This is a genomic window from Hydrogenophilus islandicus (assembly GCF_054657095.1).
On the sequence record NZ_BAAHXE010000002.1, the window covers coordinates 123,218 to 138,468 of the forward strand.

Annotated in this window: 12 protein-coding genes; all 12 read left to right on the forward strand. The window is 60.7% G+C overall.

Going from position 1 to position 15,251, the window contains the following annotated elements; translation table 11 throughout:
* The first annotated feature begins 10 nt into the window (after nt 1-10).
* From nuoF to ACYQ6T_RS01600, 12 genes are read left to right on the forward strand one after another with little or no spacing between them, the layout of a single operon-like run.
* The gene (nuoF, locus tag ACYQ6T_RS01545; protein ID WP_459826847.1) at nt 11-1,306 is read left to right on the forward strand and encodes an NADH-quinone oxidoreductase subunit NuoF; all 1,296 of its coding nucleotides are present in this window, start codon (nt 11-13) and stop codon (nt 1,304-1,306) included.
* Nucleotides 1,306-3,459, forward strand: coding sequence for an NADH-quinone oxidoreductase subunit NuoG (nuoG, locus tag ACYQ6T_RS01550; protein ID WP_459826767.1), 2,154 nt, complete (start codon nt 1,306-1,308; stop codon nt 3,457-3,459). Before nuoF ends, nuoG begins: the two co-directional genes overlap by 1 nt.
* Complete coding sequence (gene nuoH, locus ACYQ6T_RS01555) at nt 3,456-4,505, forward strand: NADH-quinone oxidoreductase subunit NuoH (protein WP_459826769.1); 1,050 nt, start codon at nt 3,456-3,458, stop codon at nt 4,503-4,505. The genes nuoG and nuoH overlap by 4 nt, the downstream gene beginning before the upstream one ends.
* 15 nt (nt 4,506-4,520) lie before the next feature.
* Nucleotides 4,521-5,006 (forward strand): NADH-quinone oxidoreductase subunit NuoI, encoded by a 486-nt coding sequence (gene nuoI, locus ACYQ6T_RS01560; protein ID WP_119335175.1) that lies wholly within the window; start codon nt 4,521-4,523, stop codon nt 5,004-5,006.
* A gap of 10 nt (nt 5,007-5,016) precedes the next feature.
* Nucleotides 5,017-5,604: an NADH-quinone oxidoreductase subunit J gene (locus ACYQ6T_RS01565; protein ID WP_459826771.1), complete on the forward strand. Its 588-nt coding sequence runs from the start codon at nt 5,017-5,019 to the stop codon at nt 5,602-5,604.
* A gap of 10 nt (nt 5,605-5,614) precedes the next feature.
* The gene (gene nuoK, locus ACYQ6T_RS01570; protein WP_459826849.1) at nt 5,615-5,920 is read left to right on the forward strand and encodes an NADH-quinone oxidoreductase subunit NuoK; all 306 of its coding nucleotides are present in this window, start codon (nt 5,615-5,617) and stop codon (nt 5,918-5,920) included.
* 7 nt (nt 5,921-5,927) lie between these two features.
* Nucleotides 5,928-7,937: an NADH-quinone oxidoreductase subunit L gene (nuoL, locus tag ACYQ6T_RS01575; protein ID WP_459826773.1), complete on the forward strand. Its 2,010-nt coding sequence runs from the start codon at nt 5,928-5,930 to the stop codon at nt 7,935-7,937.
* Between the two features lie 16 nt (nt 7,938-7,953).
* Nucleotides 7,954-9,438 (forward strand): NADH-quinone oxidoreductase subunit M, encoded by a 1,485-nt coding sequence (locus tag ACYQ6T_RS01580; protein ID WP_459826775.1) that lies wholly within the window; start codon nt 7,954-7,956, stop codon nt 9,436-9,438.
* A 15-nt stretch (nt 9,439-9,453) separates the two neighbouring features.
* Nucleotides 9,454-10,926, forward strand: a complete 1,473-nt coding sequence (nuoN, locus tag ACYQ6T_RS01585; RefSeq protein WP_459826777.1) for an NADH-quinone oxidoreductase subunit NuoN — start codon at nt 9,454-9,456, stop codon at nt 10,924-10,926.
* A gap of 16 nt (nt 10,927-10,942) precedes the next feature.
* On the forward strand, nt 10,943-11,512 hold the full coding sequence (locus tag ACYQ6T_RS01590; protein WP_459826779.1) for an NUDIX domain-containing protein: 570 nt from the start codon (nt 10,943-10,945) through the stop codon (nt 11,510-11,512).
* Between the two features lie 58 nt (nt 11,513-11,570).
* Nucleotides 11,571-12,800, forward strand: a complete 1,230-nt coding sequence (locus ACYQ6T_RS01595; RefSeq protein ID WP_459826781.1) for a diphosphate--fructose-6-phosphate 1-phosphotransferase — start codon at nt 11,571-11,573, stop codon at nt 12,798-12,800.
* Nucleotides 12,797-15,247 carry a sensor domain-containing protein gene (locus ACYQ6T_RS01600; RefSeq protein WP_459826783.1) on the forward strand — a complete coding sequence of 817 codons (2,451 nt, stop codon included), beginning with the start codon at nt 12,797-12,799 and terminating at the stop codon, nt 15,245-15,247. The genes ACYQ6T_RS01595 and ACYQ6T_RS01600 overlap by 4 nt, the downstream gene beginning before the upstream one ends.
* Nucleotides 15,248-15,251: the final 4 nt, after the last annotated feature.

Below are 15,251 nucleotides of genomic sequence, written 5' to 3' on the forward strand. Positions count from 1 at the left end.
GTTGGGACAGATGATCCTCAAGGATTGTGACGAGTCACACTGGCGACTCGCCGATTACGAGGCGCGTGGCGGGTATCAGGTCTTGCGGCGGATTCTCACTGAGAAGTGGCCGCAGGAGAAGGTGATCGAAGAGGTGAAAACCTCGGCACTGAGGGGGCGTGGCGGGGCCGGTTTCCCCACCGGACTCAAGTGGAGCTTTATGCCGCGGCAGTTCCCCGGTGAGAAATATGTCGTCTGCAACTCCGACGAAGGGGAGCCGGGCACCTTCAAGGATCGCGATATTCTGCGCTACAACCCCCACAGCGTCATCGAAGGGATGATCATCGCCGGATACGCGATGGGGGCGAGCCGGGGTTACAACTACATCCACGGTGAGATCTTCGAGGTCTATGAACGCTTCGAAGAGGCGCTCGATGAGGCACGCCGCGCAGGTTACCTGGGCGAGAACATCCTCGGTAGTGGCTTTTCGTTCCAGCTCTATGCCCACCACGGCTACGGGGCCTACATCTGCGGTGAGGAGACGGCGCTTCTCGAGTCGATCGAGGGGAAAAAGGGGCAGCCGCGCTTCAAACCGCCATTCCCAGCGAGTTACGGTCTCTACGGCAAGCCGACGACGATCAACAACACCGAGACCTTCGCGTCGGTGCCGTTTCTCCTCGCGATGGGAGGGGAACAGTTTCTCCACCTGGGTAAGCCCAATAACGGCGGGATGAAGATCTTCTCGATCTCAGGGCACGTCAACCGCCCGGGCAATTACGAAATTCCCCTCGGGACCCCCTTTGCCGAACTGCTCGAAATGGCCGGTGGCGTTCGTGGGGGGCGCAAATTGAAAGCGGTGATCCCCGGTGGTTCCTCCGCGCCGGTTCTGCCCGGCGACGTGATGATGCAGTGCACGATGGATTATGACTCGATTGCTAAAGCGGGCTCGATGTTGGGTTCCGGCGCGGTGATCGTGATGGACGAGACCACCTGCATGGTCAAAGCGCTTGAGCGTCTCTCCTATTTCTATTTCGAAGAATCGTGCGGCCAATGTACCCCCTGTCGCGAAGGGACGGGCTGGCTCTACCGCATCATTCACCGCATCGAGCACGGGCAGGGACGAATCGAAGATCTCGATCTCTTGGAGTCGGCGACAGGCAATATTCTGGGTCGAACGATCTGTGCGCTCGGCGATGCTGCGTCGATGCCAGTTCAGAGCTTTATCAAACACTTCCGCGACGAGTTTCTCTACCATATTGAACACAAACGCTGCCTGGTGCCACCCGAGGTGCAATGGGCCGGTAGCGACATCTACGTGGAGGCCTGATGCTCACGCTCGAAATTGATGGCAAACCGGTCGAGGTTGAAGACGGCGCCACGGTAATGGACGCCGCCCACAAGCTCGGGATCTACATCCCCCACTTCTGCTACCACAAGAAACTCTCGATCGCCGCGAACTGCCGGATGTGTCTGGTCGACGTCGAACGGGCACCCAAACCCCTGCCGGCTTGTGCAACCCCCGCCACGAACGGGATGAAGGTGTGGACCCACTCGAAGAAGGCGATCACCGCCCAGAAGGGGGTGATGGAGTTTCTCCTCATCAACCACCCCCTCGATTGCCCCATTTGCGATCAAGGGGGCGAATGTCAGCTCCAGGATCTTGCGGTCGGCTACGGTCAGAGTGCGCACCGCTTTGCCGAAGCCAAACGGGTCGTTCCCGATAAAGAGCTGGGGCCGCTCATCGAGACCTTCATGACGCGGTGTATCAACTGCACCCGCTGTGTCCGCTTCTTGGCCGAGATCGGTGGCTTTCAAGAGCTCGGTCAGGCATTTCGCGGCGAACACGCCGAGATCATGCCGTTCTTGGGCGAAACGGTCCACTCCGAGATCTCTGGCAACATCATCGACCTCTGCCCGGTCGGGGCGCTTACCTCGAAGCCGTTTCTCTACCGCGCCCGCTCCTGGGAGTTGACCCGCCGGCGTTCGGTGAGCCCCCACGACGCCTGGGGGTCGAACCTCATCGTTCAAAGCAAGCACGATACCGTCAAACGCGTCTTGCCGCTCGAGCACGACGGCATCAACGAGTGTTGGTTGTCGGACCGCGACCGCTTCGGCTACGAAGGACTCAACGCCGCAGACCGCCTTACCCGACCGATGGTCAAGCGCGACGGTCAATGGGTCGAGGTCGATTGGCAGACGGCACTCGAGGTAGCCGCGAATCGGCTCGCGAGCGTTGCAGAGGAGGAGGGGGCAGAACGGGTTGCCCTTCTCGCCCACCCGATGAGTACCATTGAGGAGCTCTACCTGCTGAAGCGCCTTGCCGACGCTTTCGGCGCTTCGATCGACACCCGAATCCGGCAGCGGGAGGGAAGCGCCGACGCGTTGCGGGCGAAAGCAGCGTGGTTAAACGGGGCGATCGCAGAGATTCCGCAGAGCGACGTGCAGTGGTTCATTGGCGCCGATCTGCGTCGCGAGTTCCCGCTGATGGCGGTCCGGGTCCGCGCTGCCGCGAAGGCGGGCGCCCGGCTCTTCCGGTGGGATGAGGGGCAAGACGACTGGCGCGTGCCGGGGATCGTCGCGCAGCGCCTCTCGGCGGGTGAGCTCCTGGTGGCGCTCGCGCAGCTCGCCAAACGGCTCGGTGTGGCATTGCCGCAGTGGGCAGAACCCCTGGCCCGTGCGCCATCGCCCGTTGGGGAAGGTGAGGTCGACGCGCTGGTAGCAGCGTTTCGCGCCGGCTCTGAGCGACGCATTTGGCTGGGGCGAGCGCTCAATGCCCACCCCAACGCCGCCCATTTCGAGTGGCTTATCGAGGCGATCGCTCAAGCGCTCGGCGCCCGGTTGGGTTGGCTTGTCGATGGGGCAAACGCCGTAGGAGCTGCGGTTGTCGGGGCGCAAGGCACACGTACGGCGCATCAGTTGGCGACCCAACCCCAGGCGGGTTACCTGCTTCTCCATCTCGAGCCGGAAGATTTTCTCGCTCCCAGTGCGGTCGAAGCGTCGTTGGAGCGTGCGCGCACCGTCGTCGCGCTGACCCCCTTCGCTGGCCCAACGCTGCGGCGCGTCGCCGACGTGTTGCTGCCGATTACCCCTTTTACCGAAACCTCCGGGACCTTCGTCAATATCGAGGGGCGTCCGCAGTCGTTTACTGCGGTGGTGCGGCCGCGGGAGATGGCGCGGCCGGGTTGGAAGGTGATCGCGGCGCTCCACGCACTTTTGGGTCAAGAGGCGCTCCCCTTCTCGTCGAGTGACGCGGTGCGCGGCGCGGCGCTCCCAGAAGGGTGGCGCGTCCAACTCGCCGCAAGCGGCGTTCAGGGGACCATCGATCTTCCGGCCATCGCGGTCGAAGAGGTTCCGCCGTTCGATCGCGTCACCCTCTACCAGGGGGATATGATCATCCGCCGCTCCCAACCCCTGCAACAGAGCGAGGACGGGCGAGCCGAGCAGGGGGCACCCGCGCGCCATGAGGAGGCTGTGGCATGAACGAATGGCTTGCAACTGCTGAGACCTGGTTTGGTCCCTTCTGGCCGGTGGTGTGGAACCTGGTCAAGATCGTCGTGCTGATTGTTCCGCTCCTTCTTGCCGTCGCCTACCTCACCTACGCGGAACGGAAGATCATCGGCTACATGCAGGTACGGATCGGACCCAACCGCGTGGGGCCGAAGGGGTGGCTGCAGCCGATCGCCGACGCGTTGAAGCTCCTCTTTAAAGAGGTGATTGTCCCAAGCCAAGCGAATAAGGTTCTTTACTTCGTCGGCCCGGCGATGGCGCTCGCCCCGTCGCTCCTTGTCTGGGCGGCCGTGCCGGTCAATGAAGGGTGGGTGATCGCCGACCTCGACGCGGGACTCCTTTTTGTCTTGGCCGTGATCTCTCTGGAGGTCTATGGGGTGATCATCGCCGGTTGGGCGTCGAACTCCAAGTACGCTTTCCTTGGCGCGATGCGCGCGTCCGCCCAGATGATCTCGTACGAGGTGGCGATGGGGTTCGGTCTGATCTGTGTGCTCCTCGTCTCCGGCACGCTCAATTTCACCGAAATCGTCCATCAGCAGGCGAAAGGGTGGTTTGCCGACCACGGCCTAGGGTTTCTCTCGTGGAACTGGTTGCCGCTTCTTCCGATTGCGGTGGTCTATTTCATTTCTGGTGTTGCCGAGACCAACCGTGCCCCCTTTGACCTCCCCGAAGGGGAATCGGAGATCGTCGCCGGCCACATGATCGAATATTCAGGGATGACGTTCGCGCTCTTCTTCCTCGCTGAGTATGCGAACATGATTCTGGTCTCGTTCCTTACCTCGATCCTCTTCTTCGGTGGGTGGTTGAGCCCGGTGGCGTTTCTCCCCGATGGCTTGCACTGGTTGTTGATCAAGGCGAGCGTCTTCCTCTTCCTCTATCTGTGGATCCGTGCAACCTTCCCGCGGTTCCGCTATGACCACGTGATGCGGTTGGGATGGAAGGTCTTCGTGCCGATTACGATCGTTTGGCTACTCGTCGTAGCCGTCTGGATGCTGACGCCGCTGTCGATTTGGCGCTAACGGGAGTGTGATGCGATGAGCGCGCTGAACTTTTTGAAGAGTCTCTTTCTGACCGAACTGCGGCAGGGGATGGCCGTCACGTGGCGCCACCTCTTCAAACCGAAGATTACGGTGCAGTATCCTGAAGAGAAGACGCCCCTCAGTCCGCGCTTCCGGGGGCTGCACGCGCTACGTCGCTACCCAAACGGCGAGGAGCGCTGTATCGCCTGTAAGCTCTGCGAGGCGATCTGTCCGGCGATGGCGATTACCATCGAAGCCGAACCGCGCGCGGATGGCTCCCGTCGCACCACGCGCTACGACATCGATCTTACGAAATGCATCTTTTGCGGTTTTTGTGAGGAGGCGTGCCCGGTCGACGCGATCGTCGAGACCCGGATCTTTGAATATCACGGCGAGAAGCGGGGTGATCTCTATATGACCAAAGAGATGCTCCTTGCCGTCGGTGACCGCTACGAGGCGCAAATCGCTGCCGACCGCGCAAAAGACATTAAGTACCGCTGAGGATCAATTTATGGATGGGGTTTCGTTCGTCTTTACACTCTTTGCCGCCTTCCTTCTGTTGGGGGCGGTGGGGACCGTATTCAGCCGCAATCCCGTCGCGGCGGCGATGTGGCTGGTGCTCGCCTTCTTCTCGGCGGGGGGGATTTGGCTCCAGCTGCACGCTGAGTTTCTTGCCTTGACGCTGGTGCTCGTCTATGTCGGCGCGGTGATGGTCCTCTTCCTCTTCGTCGTGATGATGCTCGAACTCAATCTCGCCCGCCTGCGCGAGGGGTTCTGGCAAAATGCACCGCTCGCGTTGCTGGTCGGCGGGGCGCTTGCGGTGGAGCTCTATCTGATGCTCACCAACCCGGCGTTTGCCCGGACCTCTGCGCCGCTGGTCGAAGGGAGCAACACCAAGGCGATTGGCCAGGTCCTCTATACGGTCTACGCCTACCCCTTTGAGATTGCGGCGATGATTCTCGTCGTTGCGATGATTGCGGCTGTGACGCTCACCCATCGCAAGCGCACCGACGTCCGAGTGGTCAAACCCGAAGAGCAGATTGCGGTAAAAGCCTCTGACCGCTTGAAGGTCCTGACGATGCCGGCAGAAAAAGAGTGAAAGGAGCGCGCTGATGTCTTTGACCCACTATCTGTTGCTCGCTGGCGCGCTCTTTGTCGTGAGTGTCGTCGGCATCTTTCTCAATCGGAAGAACTTGATTGTTCTCTTGATGTGCATTGAGCTGATGCTCCTGGCGGTCAATACCAATTTCATCGCCTTCTCCCACTTTTTAGGCAATATCCACGGTCAGGTCTTCGTCTTCTTCATCTTGACCGTGGCAGCAGCAGAGGCGGGAATCGGATTGGCGATTCTGGTGGTCCTTTTCCGTCATCGGCAATCGATCCATGTCGATGATCTGAGCAGACTCCAGGGGTGAGAGAAAAATGAAGATGCTCTATACCGTTGTTCCCTTTGCGCCGCTTGCCGGTGCGATCGTCGCCGGGCTCTTCGGCAACCGCATCGGGCGCGCGGCGACCCACACGGTGACGATTCTCGGTGTTCTCCTCTCGTTCCTCGCGTCGGTGGCGATTTTCTTCGACGTTCAGGCGGGAAACACCTTCAACGGTTCTCTCTATACCTGGGGAATCAGCGACGGGTTGCGCTTTGAGGTCGGCTTTCTGATCGATTCCCTCACGGTGACGATGATGCTTGTCGTCACCTTCGTCTCGTTGATGGTCCATATCTATACGATCGGCTACATGGCCGATGACCCTGGCTACTGCCGCTTCTTCAGCTACATCTCGCTCTTTACCTTCGCGATGTTGATGCTCGTGATGAGCAACAACTTTCTTCAGCTCTTCTTTGGCTGGGAAGCGGTAGGGCTCGTGTCGTACCTCCTCATCGGCTTCTGGTATACGCGTCCGACGGCGATCTACGCGAACCTCAAGGCTTTTCTGGTGAACCGCGTCGGCGATTTCGGGTTTCTCCTGGGTATTGGCCTCATTGCCGCCTACGCCGGGACGCTGGACTATGCTGAGACCTTCGCGCAGGCGAAACAACTCGCAAACTTGACCGAATCTGCTACCGGCTGGCCGCTCATCACGGCGATCTGCATCGCACTCTTCATCGGCGCGATGGGTAAGTCGGCCCAGGTTCCGCTCCACGTCTGGCTTCCTGATTCGATGGAAGGCCCGACGCCGATCTCGGCACTGATTCACGCCGCGACGATGGTGACGGCCGGAATCTTCATGGTCGCGCGGATGTCGCCCCTCTTTGAACTCTCGGAAACGGCGCTCTCCTTTGTCCTGGTGATCGGCGCCACCACGGCCTTCTTCATGGGGCTCCTCGGGATCGTTCAGAGTGACATCAAGCGCGTCGTTGCCTATTCGACGCTGTCGCAACTCGGGTACATGACGGTGGCGCTCGGTGCATCGGCCTATTCGGTAGCGATTTTTCACCTCATGACCCACGCCTTTTTCAAGGCGCTCCTTTTCCTCTCCGCCGGATCGGTGATCATCGCGATGCACCATGATCAGGACATGCGCAACATGGGGGGGCTGTGGAAATACCTCCCGATCACCTGGCTCACGGCGTTGATCGGGGCGCTTGCGTTGATCGGTACCCCCTTCACCTCGGGCTTCTATTCCAAGGATTCCATTCTCTTGGCCGTTGCCCATGCGTCGATTCCAGGGGCCTCGTACGCCTATTTCTGCGTGATGGCTGGCGTTTTTGTCACTGCCTTCTATACCTTCCGCATGGTCTTTCTCGTCTTCCACGGCAAGGAGCGGTTCGGCCATGCCCATGCGCATCATGACACCGGTCACGACCATGACGCCGATCATGCGGGCGACCATCACCACGGGCTTCCCCCCGGGGAAAAACCGAAGGAGTCGCCGTGGGTCGTGACGGTGCCGCTGATCCTCCTCGCGATTCCGTCGCTCATCGTCGGGGGTTTGACGATCGACGCGATGCTCTTTGGCGGCTGGTTTGCAAACGTCATCTTCGTCGACGCCGCGCGTCACGGGGCCATGGCGGCGCTTGCCGAGGAGTTTCATGGGGCAGTCGCGATGGGTCTCCACGGTTTGGTCTCGCTTCCCTTTTACCTCGCGCTTGCGGGTGTCGTGCTTGCCTGGTTCTTCTACCTGGTTCGCCCCGATCTTCCCGATTGGATCGCGCAGCGTCTCCGTTGGCTCTATACCATTTTGTTGAATAACTACTACTTTGATCGGTTCAACGAGATCGTCTTTGCCGGTGGCGCACGCCGGATCGGCCGCTGGCTGTGGCAGATCGGTGATCGGACCGTGATCGACGGCGCAATGGTGAACGGTTCCGCCCAGATCGTCGCTGAGGTGGCTGCCCAAGGGGCCGCGTTGCAAAGTGGCCGCCTCTACCATTACGCCTTTTCGATGATCCTCGGGATTGCGCTCCTCCTTCTTTTCCTCTCGCTTGTCTAATTCGTGGATGGCCGTTATGTCGGGAATGCCCTTACTGAGTCTCGCAATCTGGATCCCCATCATCGGCGGCGTGTTGGTTCTGGCTGCAGCGGGGAGTGACCGGCGTGCTTACGAGGCGCGATTGATCAGCCTCTTTGCCGCCGCGGTGGGCTTTGCGGTGACGCTGCCCCTCTGGTTTCAGTTCGATCCGGCCACCTCGGCGATGCAGTTTGTCGAACTGCGTGACTGGATTCCGCGCTACAACATCCGCTACTACTTGGGCGTCGATGGCATTTCGATGCCGTTTGTCGTGCTGAACAGCTTCATCACTCTGATCGTCGTGATCGCGGCGTGGGAGGTGATCCAAAAGCAGGTCGCGCAGTACCTTGCGGCGTTCCTCATCATGTCGGGGATCATCAACGGGGTCTTTTCGGCGCTCGACGCGGTCCTTTTCTATGTCTTCTTCGAGTCCTCGTTGATCCCGCTCTACCTCATCATCGGCATCTGGGGTGGGCCGAACCGGGTCTATGCGGCGATCAAATTCTTTCTCTATACGCTGGTCGGTTCGCTCCTGATGCTGGTCGCGATCCTCTATCTCTTTGCGGCGTCCGGGGGTAGCTTCGACCTTCTCGAGTGGCACCGCCTCCCACTGACCCTTACCGAGCAGAAGTGGCTCTTCTTGGCGTTTTTGCTCGCGTTTGCCGTGAAGGTCCCGATGTGGCCAGTCCATACCTGGTTGCCCGACGCCCACGTCGAGGCGCCTACTGGCGGTTCGGTGGTGCTTGCAGCGATTGCGCTCAAGCTCGGCGCTTACGGTTTTCTCCGCTTTTCGTTGCCGATCGCCCCAGACGCAGCGCAAGGTTTTCAGGGGCTGATGATTGCGCTCTCGCTCATCGCGGTGGTCTATATCGGGCTCGTGGCGCTCGTCCAAGAGGACATGAAGAAACTGGTCGCCTACTCTTCTGTGGCGCACATGGGTTTTGTTACTCTCGGGTTCTTCCTCTTCAACGCCCTTGGGGTGGAAGGGGCGATCGTGCAAATGGTGTCGCACGGCTTTGTCTCGGGGGCGATGTTCCTCTGCATCGGTGTCCTCTATGACCGGATGCATACCCGGCGAATTGCCGATTATGGCGGGGTGGTCAACACCATGCCGAAATTTGCCGCGCTCTTCATGCTCTTTGCCATGGCCAATTCAGGCTTGCCGGCAACGAGCGGCTTCGTTGGTGAATTCATGGTGACCCTTGCCGCGGTCAAGGTCAATTTCTGGATCGCCGCTGCTGCCGCGACCACCTTGATTTTGGGTGCCGCCTACTCACTCTGGATGTACAAACGAGTGGTTTTTGGTGCGGTGGCCAACGCCCACGTCGCAGCGCTCTCCGACATCAACCGGCGGGAGTTCCTGATTTTGGCGGCGATGGCCTTTTTTGTGCTCCTCCTAGGGATTTGGCCGCAACCCCTTTTGGCGAAGATGCATGCGTCAGTCGAGGCGCTGCTTGCGCATGTCGCCGCTGGAAAACTCTAAGAGAGGTATAGGACGATGGCTGTGGAACTTCCCAATTGGGCGCTGCTTGCGCCGCAACTGGTGGTGGCGATTGCCGCGATGACGCTCATGACCGCAGGGGCTTTCGCGCGTGAGCAGTGGCGGCAGTGGAACTATGTGGTCGCGCAACTCGCGGTGATCGTTGCAACACTCCTCACCGTTTTTTCAGCCGGTGACCCCCGGGTGCAGACCACCTTCGGAGGGTTGGTGCTTGTCGACTGGATCAGCTTGGTGGTCCAGCTCTTTATCTACCTCTCGGTCTTCGCCGCTTTGATCTACGGCCGGTTCTATCTGATCGAACGGGGGCTCGAGCGGGCAGAGTACTACGCGTTGGTGCTCCTTTGCCTCTTGGGCATGCAGATCCTCACCGTCGCGAACCATCTGCTCCTCTTCTACCTCGGGTTGGAGTTGATGTCGCTCGCCCTCTACGGGTTGGTCGCGTTCGACCGCAACAATGACCTGCGCGCCGAGGCGGGGATGAAATATTTTGTCCTTGGTGCCTTGGCTTCGGGCCTCCTGCTCTACGGGATGTCGCTGATCTATGGTGCGACGGGCACCTTGTCGCTGCCTGAGGTGGCGTCCGTGGCCTCAATCCGCCCCGGGGAGGAGCGGATCTTTGGCTTTGGTCTTGCGTTTCTGGTTGCCGGGATCGCCTTTAAATTCGGAGCGGTGCCTTTCCACATGTGGGTCGCCGACGTCTATCATGGGGCACCGACGCCGGTGACGTTGCTCCTCTCTTCCGCTCCGAAGCTTGCGGCGTTTGCGCTCGCGTTTCGGCTCCTTGTCTTCGGTTTCTTCGAGTACGCCCACTACTGGCAACCGATGCTGCTGATCGTGGCGCTCGCGTCGATCGTGCTCGGCAACCTCGCGGCGATCGTGCAGAAGAATTTGAAGCGGATGCTTGCCTATTCGGGAATTTCCCATGTCGGCTTTATCCTGCTGGGGTTTGCGGTAGGGGTCGTTGAGGGGGATCAGCAGCTCGCGCTCAACGCTTACAGCGCGACGCTCTTCTACGCGATCGTCTATGCGCTGACGAGCCTGGCGAGCTTTGGGCTGATTCTCCTCATGGCTCGAAGCGGCTTTGAGGCGGAGTGGCTCGACGACGTGAAGGGACTCAATCAAAAAAGTCCCTGGTTTGCCGCGATGTTGCTGATCACGATGTTCTCGCTTGCGGGTGTCCCGTTTTTTGTCGGCTTCTTTGCCAAACTCGCGGTGCTGCAAGCGGTGGTTGCTGCGGGCTACCTTTGGGTTGCCGTCGCGGCGGTGGTGATGTCGCTGATTGGCGCTTTCTACTATCTTCGGGTGGTGAAATTGGCCTACTTCGATGAACCGCTTGACCGGCAACCGCTCATCGCGTCGAGCGAAACCCGGGTGCTCCTCTCGGGCAACGCCCTTGCGCTTGCCCTTTTTGGGCTCTTGCCTCAAGGGTTGATGTCCCTTGCCGCCTACGCGATGATCGCGTCGCTGTAGTTGAGCACACGATGCGATGAGCAGGAATCGAGCGGACGACCCACCGCATCTCGTCGAGACGGCGCTCGAGTCGCTGCGGATGTGGCAGGGGCGGTTGTTGGATGTGTGGCGCGACACGGTTCGTCTGCCCAACGGTCAAACGGCAACCCGGGAATACATTCGCCACCCCGGCGCCGTAGTCGTCATTGCCATCGACCACGCGCAGCGCGTCGTACTCGAGCGGCAGTACCGCCATCCGGTGGGCGAAGTCGTTGTCGAGCTTCCTGCCGGTAAGCTCGATTCCGGAGAGGAGCCGCTCGCGTGCGCCCAACGCGAACTCCAGGAGGAGACCGGTTTTACCGCCGCTTCTTGGTGCTATCTCGGTTCGTTCTGGCCCTGTATTGGTTACAGCAACGAGGTGATTCACGTTGCGCTTGCACGCGACATTACCCCGGGGGAGCGGATGCTCGACGAAGGGGAACACCTCGACGTCTTTCTTCTTCCTCTTGCGACCCTGCTCGATGAGGCGAAAGCGGGGCGGATTCGCGACGGCAAAACCCTATCTGCGCTTTGGTTTGCGCTTCCCTTTCTCTCTTCCTCGACGTGACTTTATCGTCTGATCCGGGCGTGCTATATTCATCAGACGATCCGCGCCGGAGAGGATGATGGGAAAACCGTTGCAGCTGGTCTATGCCCAATCGGGGGGGATGACCGCGGTGATCAACGCGAGCGCGGCGGGGGTGATCGCTGCCGCGCAGCGTCTGAACGTCTCCCTCTATGCCGCCCGTTTTGGCATCCAGGGGCTTCTTTCCGGGGAGTTGATTCCTGTCCCACCCCTCTCCGATGCGGCGCTCAAAAGGCTCAGCCACACGCCGGGTGGCATTTTTGGCACGGCACGCCGCGATCTCCCTGACCCTGAAGTCGATCGAGAGTGTTACGACCAGCTCTTCGCGGTCCTGGAGCGGTACGATATCGACGGCCTCCTCTACAACGGCGGAAACGGCTCGATGGCGACCGTCGCACAGATCGACCGAGAAGCGAAGCGGCGCGGTTACCCGTTGCGGGTCATCGGCATCCCCAAGACAATCGACAACGATCTCGAAGGGACCCACTTTTCACCCGGTTACCCCTCAGCGGCTCGCTATTTGAGTACCAGTTTTCTCGAAGCCTCACTCGACCTCGCGTCGTTCCCTGCGAAGGGAGCGCGCGCGTTTGTCATGGAGACAATGGGGCGCAACACGGGCTGGCTCGCCGCTGCGGTCAAAGCGGCTTCAGAAGTGCTTGCTGACGAAGGTCCCCATCTCATTGTCCTGCCGGAGATGCGCTGGCAGAAGGAGACCCTTTTAGCAGCAGCCGACGCTGCGATCCGACGCTTCGGCTATTGCACCGTCGTCGTTTCCGAAGGGGTGACGCTCGACGGGCAGCCACTCGCGTACCAAGGAGTCGAGCAACGGCGCTATATCCAGTTGGGCGGGGCCGGGAGTGTCGTCGGCGGATGGCTGCGCTCCGAACTCGGCGCCAAAGTGCACGTCGCGGTGCCCGACTATCTGCAACGGGCGGCCAGCCACTGGGTGAGTGCCGTCGACCATGCGCTTGCGTGGCAGGTGGGCGAAGTTGCGGTGGCTTGGGCTGTCGAGGCTGGATACTCTGGCGTGATGGTTGGGATCACACGCGACGGGCGAACGGGTGATTGGCACCTCGAACCGGTTGCAGCGAGTGAGGTCGGCAACCGGGAGCGCCGCTTCCCGCGCGAATGGTGCCGCGAACCGTTCCAGGTCGACGCCGCTTTCCTCGACTATCTGTTACCGCTCCTTGAAGGGTGTCCACAGATCCCCTGTGGTCGGCATGGTCTTCCCGATTTCTTCTCTTTGGCCGAACTGAGTCCGGTTGCATGAACGGCAACGACCACTTTTCCGCCCTCTCTCAAGTTCTCGATGCCTTGGAATGGGGCTACTGGCAGCGTGACCTCGCAACAGGGGAGATGGTCTGGTCGGAGACCTTTCGTCGCCAGCACGGCATTGCGCTCGACGAACCGGCGCTGCGCGAAGTTTTTCTCACCCACCTTCACCCTGACGACCGCGACCGTTTCGTTGCGCAGGTGGAAGCGGCCTACCAGGCGGGGCGGGGGGTGGTCTATTACCGCGCCCTGTTGCCCGACGGCACGGTTCGTCCTTTCGTCGTTCGGATCGTCGTGATCGAAAATGAAGCGGGGAGGCGGGTTGCCTATGGGATCAACCGCTATGACGAGCGCCATCGACAACTCGACGCGGCGCTTGCTGAGCGGACCCGTACCCTCAACGCAGTGATTGCCGCGCTGCCGGTGGGGCTCCTCGTCTTTGACGCCGAGTTGCACCTCCGCTACTGGAACGATCTCGCTTTCGCGATTCTCGATCTCCCCCGGGAACTCGCGCGCGATGGGGCAACCTTCGCCGAACTGATTCGAATTCCTGCCGAACGGGGTGAGTATGGACCCGGTGACCCAGAGCAGTACGTGGCTGAGCGGGTGGCCTTGGCAAAACAGTTTCTTCCCCATCGCCTGGAGCGGCGCCACCCCAACGGGCGTTGGCACCTGGTGCAGGGTGTCCCCTTTTTCGATGACGAGGGGAGGCCAGCCGGGTTTGTTTCCACCTTCACCGACATCACTTCGATCAAAGAGACCGAGGCAGCGCTGCAGGTCACGCTCGACCGCCTCCGGACCCTTGTCGACCATCTGCCGAGCGGCGTCTCCCTTTTCGACGCCGACCTCAATCTTCGCGTGTGGAATCGCCGCTTTGCCGAATTGCTCGACTTCCCTGTGGAGATGCTCGAGCGCGGAGTCGATTTCCCTGCGTTGTTGCGTTTCAACCTCGAACGTGGCGAATACGGTGCGGTCACTGACCCCGAGGCATTCTTGAGAGAACGGGTAGAGATGGCGCGTCGCTTCATACCTCACCAGATGGAGCGAACACGCCCCAACGGACGCACGTTACAGATCGTTGGGCAACCGATCCCTTCCGGGGGTTTTGTCACGATCTACTCCGACGTGACCGAAGAGCGACGGGCAGAGGCGGAGTTGCGCCGGTTGGCACTCCACGATGAGCTGACAGGACTCACCAATCGGGCGGCGCTGATCGCGCAACTGCCGCGCTTATGTGAAGAGGCGAAACGGCGAGGGGAGCCCCTGGCGCTCCTCTTTGTCGACCTCGACCGGTTCAAATGGGTCAATGATACGGCGGGGCACGAGGTGGGGGATGCGGTGTTGCGCGCTGCAGCAGAACGGTTGCGCGACGCGGTGCGGGGAAGTGATCTCATCGCGCGGGTCGGGGGCGATGAATTCGTCGTGGTGACCTCGGTGCGGATGGCCACGCAGGCAGGAGACCTCGCCCAGCGCCTCATCGAACGCTTTGTGGTCCCGTTCGAAGTCCATGAGAGCTCTTGGCAACTGACCCCGTCGATCGGCATTGCTCTTTTTCCGGACGATGCACAGGAGCCCCAAGCGTTATTGCGGGCCGCAGACCTCGCGATGTACCGCGCCAAAGCGGAAGGGGGAAACCGTTTCGCCTTTTTTACCCGAGCGATGCAAGAGGAGGCCGAACAGCGGAGCCATCTGGAACAGCGCCTGCGGCAGGCGATCCACCACGAACGCCTCTCCGTGGTCTTCCAGCCGATTTGCACCGCCGAGGGCCAGGTGGTGAGCGCCGAGGTGCTGTTGCGCTGGCACGACGAGGTGTTGGGGAATGTCTCTCCGGCGCGTTTCATTCCGCTTGCCGAAGAGGTGGGGTTGATGCCGAGTATCGGTCGCTGGGTCCTGAGCACGGCGCTCCGCCACTTTGCCCAGTGGCAGAGGGTGCAGCTTGCACCGGCGACGATTGCCGTCAACCTCTCAGCGCACCAGCTCTATGATCCCGATCTCACCGCGACTGTGCTCGCCGCGCTCAGCGAAAGCGGCGTTGCTCCCCATTGCCTGACCCTTGAAATTACCGAGTCGGCGATGATGCGCGATCCAAATCTGGCGAAGCAGCAGGTCGAAGAGCTGGCCAAGCTGGGAATCACCTTCGCGATCGACGACTTTGGCACCGGCTACTCGTCGCTCGCCTACCTCCATACTTTCCCTCTGACCAAGTTGAAGATCGACCGAACCTTCGTTGCGCCGCTCGCGACCGATGATACGGACGACGCGATTGTCGATGCCACGATCCAGATGGCCCATCGTCTTGGGCTCCAAGTGGTCGCAGAAGGGGTTGAGTGTGAGGCGCAGCGCGACCATCTCCGCCGCCTTGGTTGTAACCTCTACCAAGGCTACTGGTTCGCGCGGCCGATGGGTGCGATCGAATTCGCCACCTTTTGCCAACAGCACCGGTAACCCC

Excerpts from the sequence above, each read along its gene's own strand:
- nuoF (WP_459826847.1), top strand. The coding sequence starts at position 11 with ATGATCCTCAAGGATTGTGACGAGTCACACTGGCGACTCGCCGATTAC.
- ACYQ6T_RS01565 (WP_459826771.1), top strand. The coding sequence starts at position 5,017 with ATGGATGGGGTTTCGTTCGTCTTTACACTCTTTGCCGCCTTCCTTCTG.
- nuoN (WP_459826777.1), top strand. The coding sequence starts at position 9,454 with ATGGCTGTGGAACTTCCCAATTGGGCGCTGCTTGCGCCGCAACTGGTG.
- nuoH (WP_459826769.1), top strand. The coding sequence starts at position 3,456 with ATGAACGAATGGCTTGCAACTGCTGAGACCTGGTTTGGTCCCTTCTGG.
- ACYQ6T_RS01600 (WP_459826783.1), top strand. The coding sequence starts at position 12,797 with ATGAACGGCAACGACCACTTTTCCGCCCTCTCTCAAGTTCTCGATGCC.
- ACYQ6T_RS01595 (WP_459826781.1), top strand. The coding sequence starts at position 11,571 with ATGGGAAAACCGTTGCAGCTGGTCTATGCCCAATCGGGGGGGATGACC.
- ACYQ6T_RS01580 (WP_459826775.1), top strand. The coding sequence starts at position 7,954 with ATGTCGGGAATGCCCTTACTGAGTCTCGCAATCTGGATCCCCATCATC.
- nuoG (WP_459826767.1), top strand. The coding sequence starts at position 1,306 with ATGCTCACGCTCGAAATTGATGGCAAACCGGTCGAGGTTGAAGACGGC.
- nuoI (WP_119335175.1), top strand. The coding sequence starts at position 4,521 with ATGAGCGCGCTGAACTTTTTGAAGAGTCTCTTTCTGACCGAACTGCGG.
- nuoL (WP_459826773.1), top strand. The coding sequence starts at position 5,928 with ATGAAGATGCTCTATACCGTTGTTCCCTTTGCGCCGCTTGCCGGTGCG.
- ACYQ6T_RS01590 (WP_459826779.1), top strand. The coding sequence starts at position 10,943 with ATGAGCAGGAATCGAGCGGACGACCCACCGCATCTCGTCGAGACGGCG.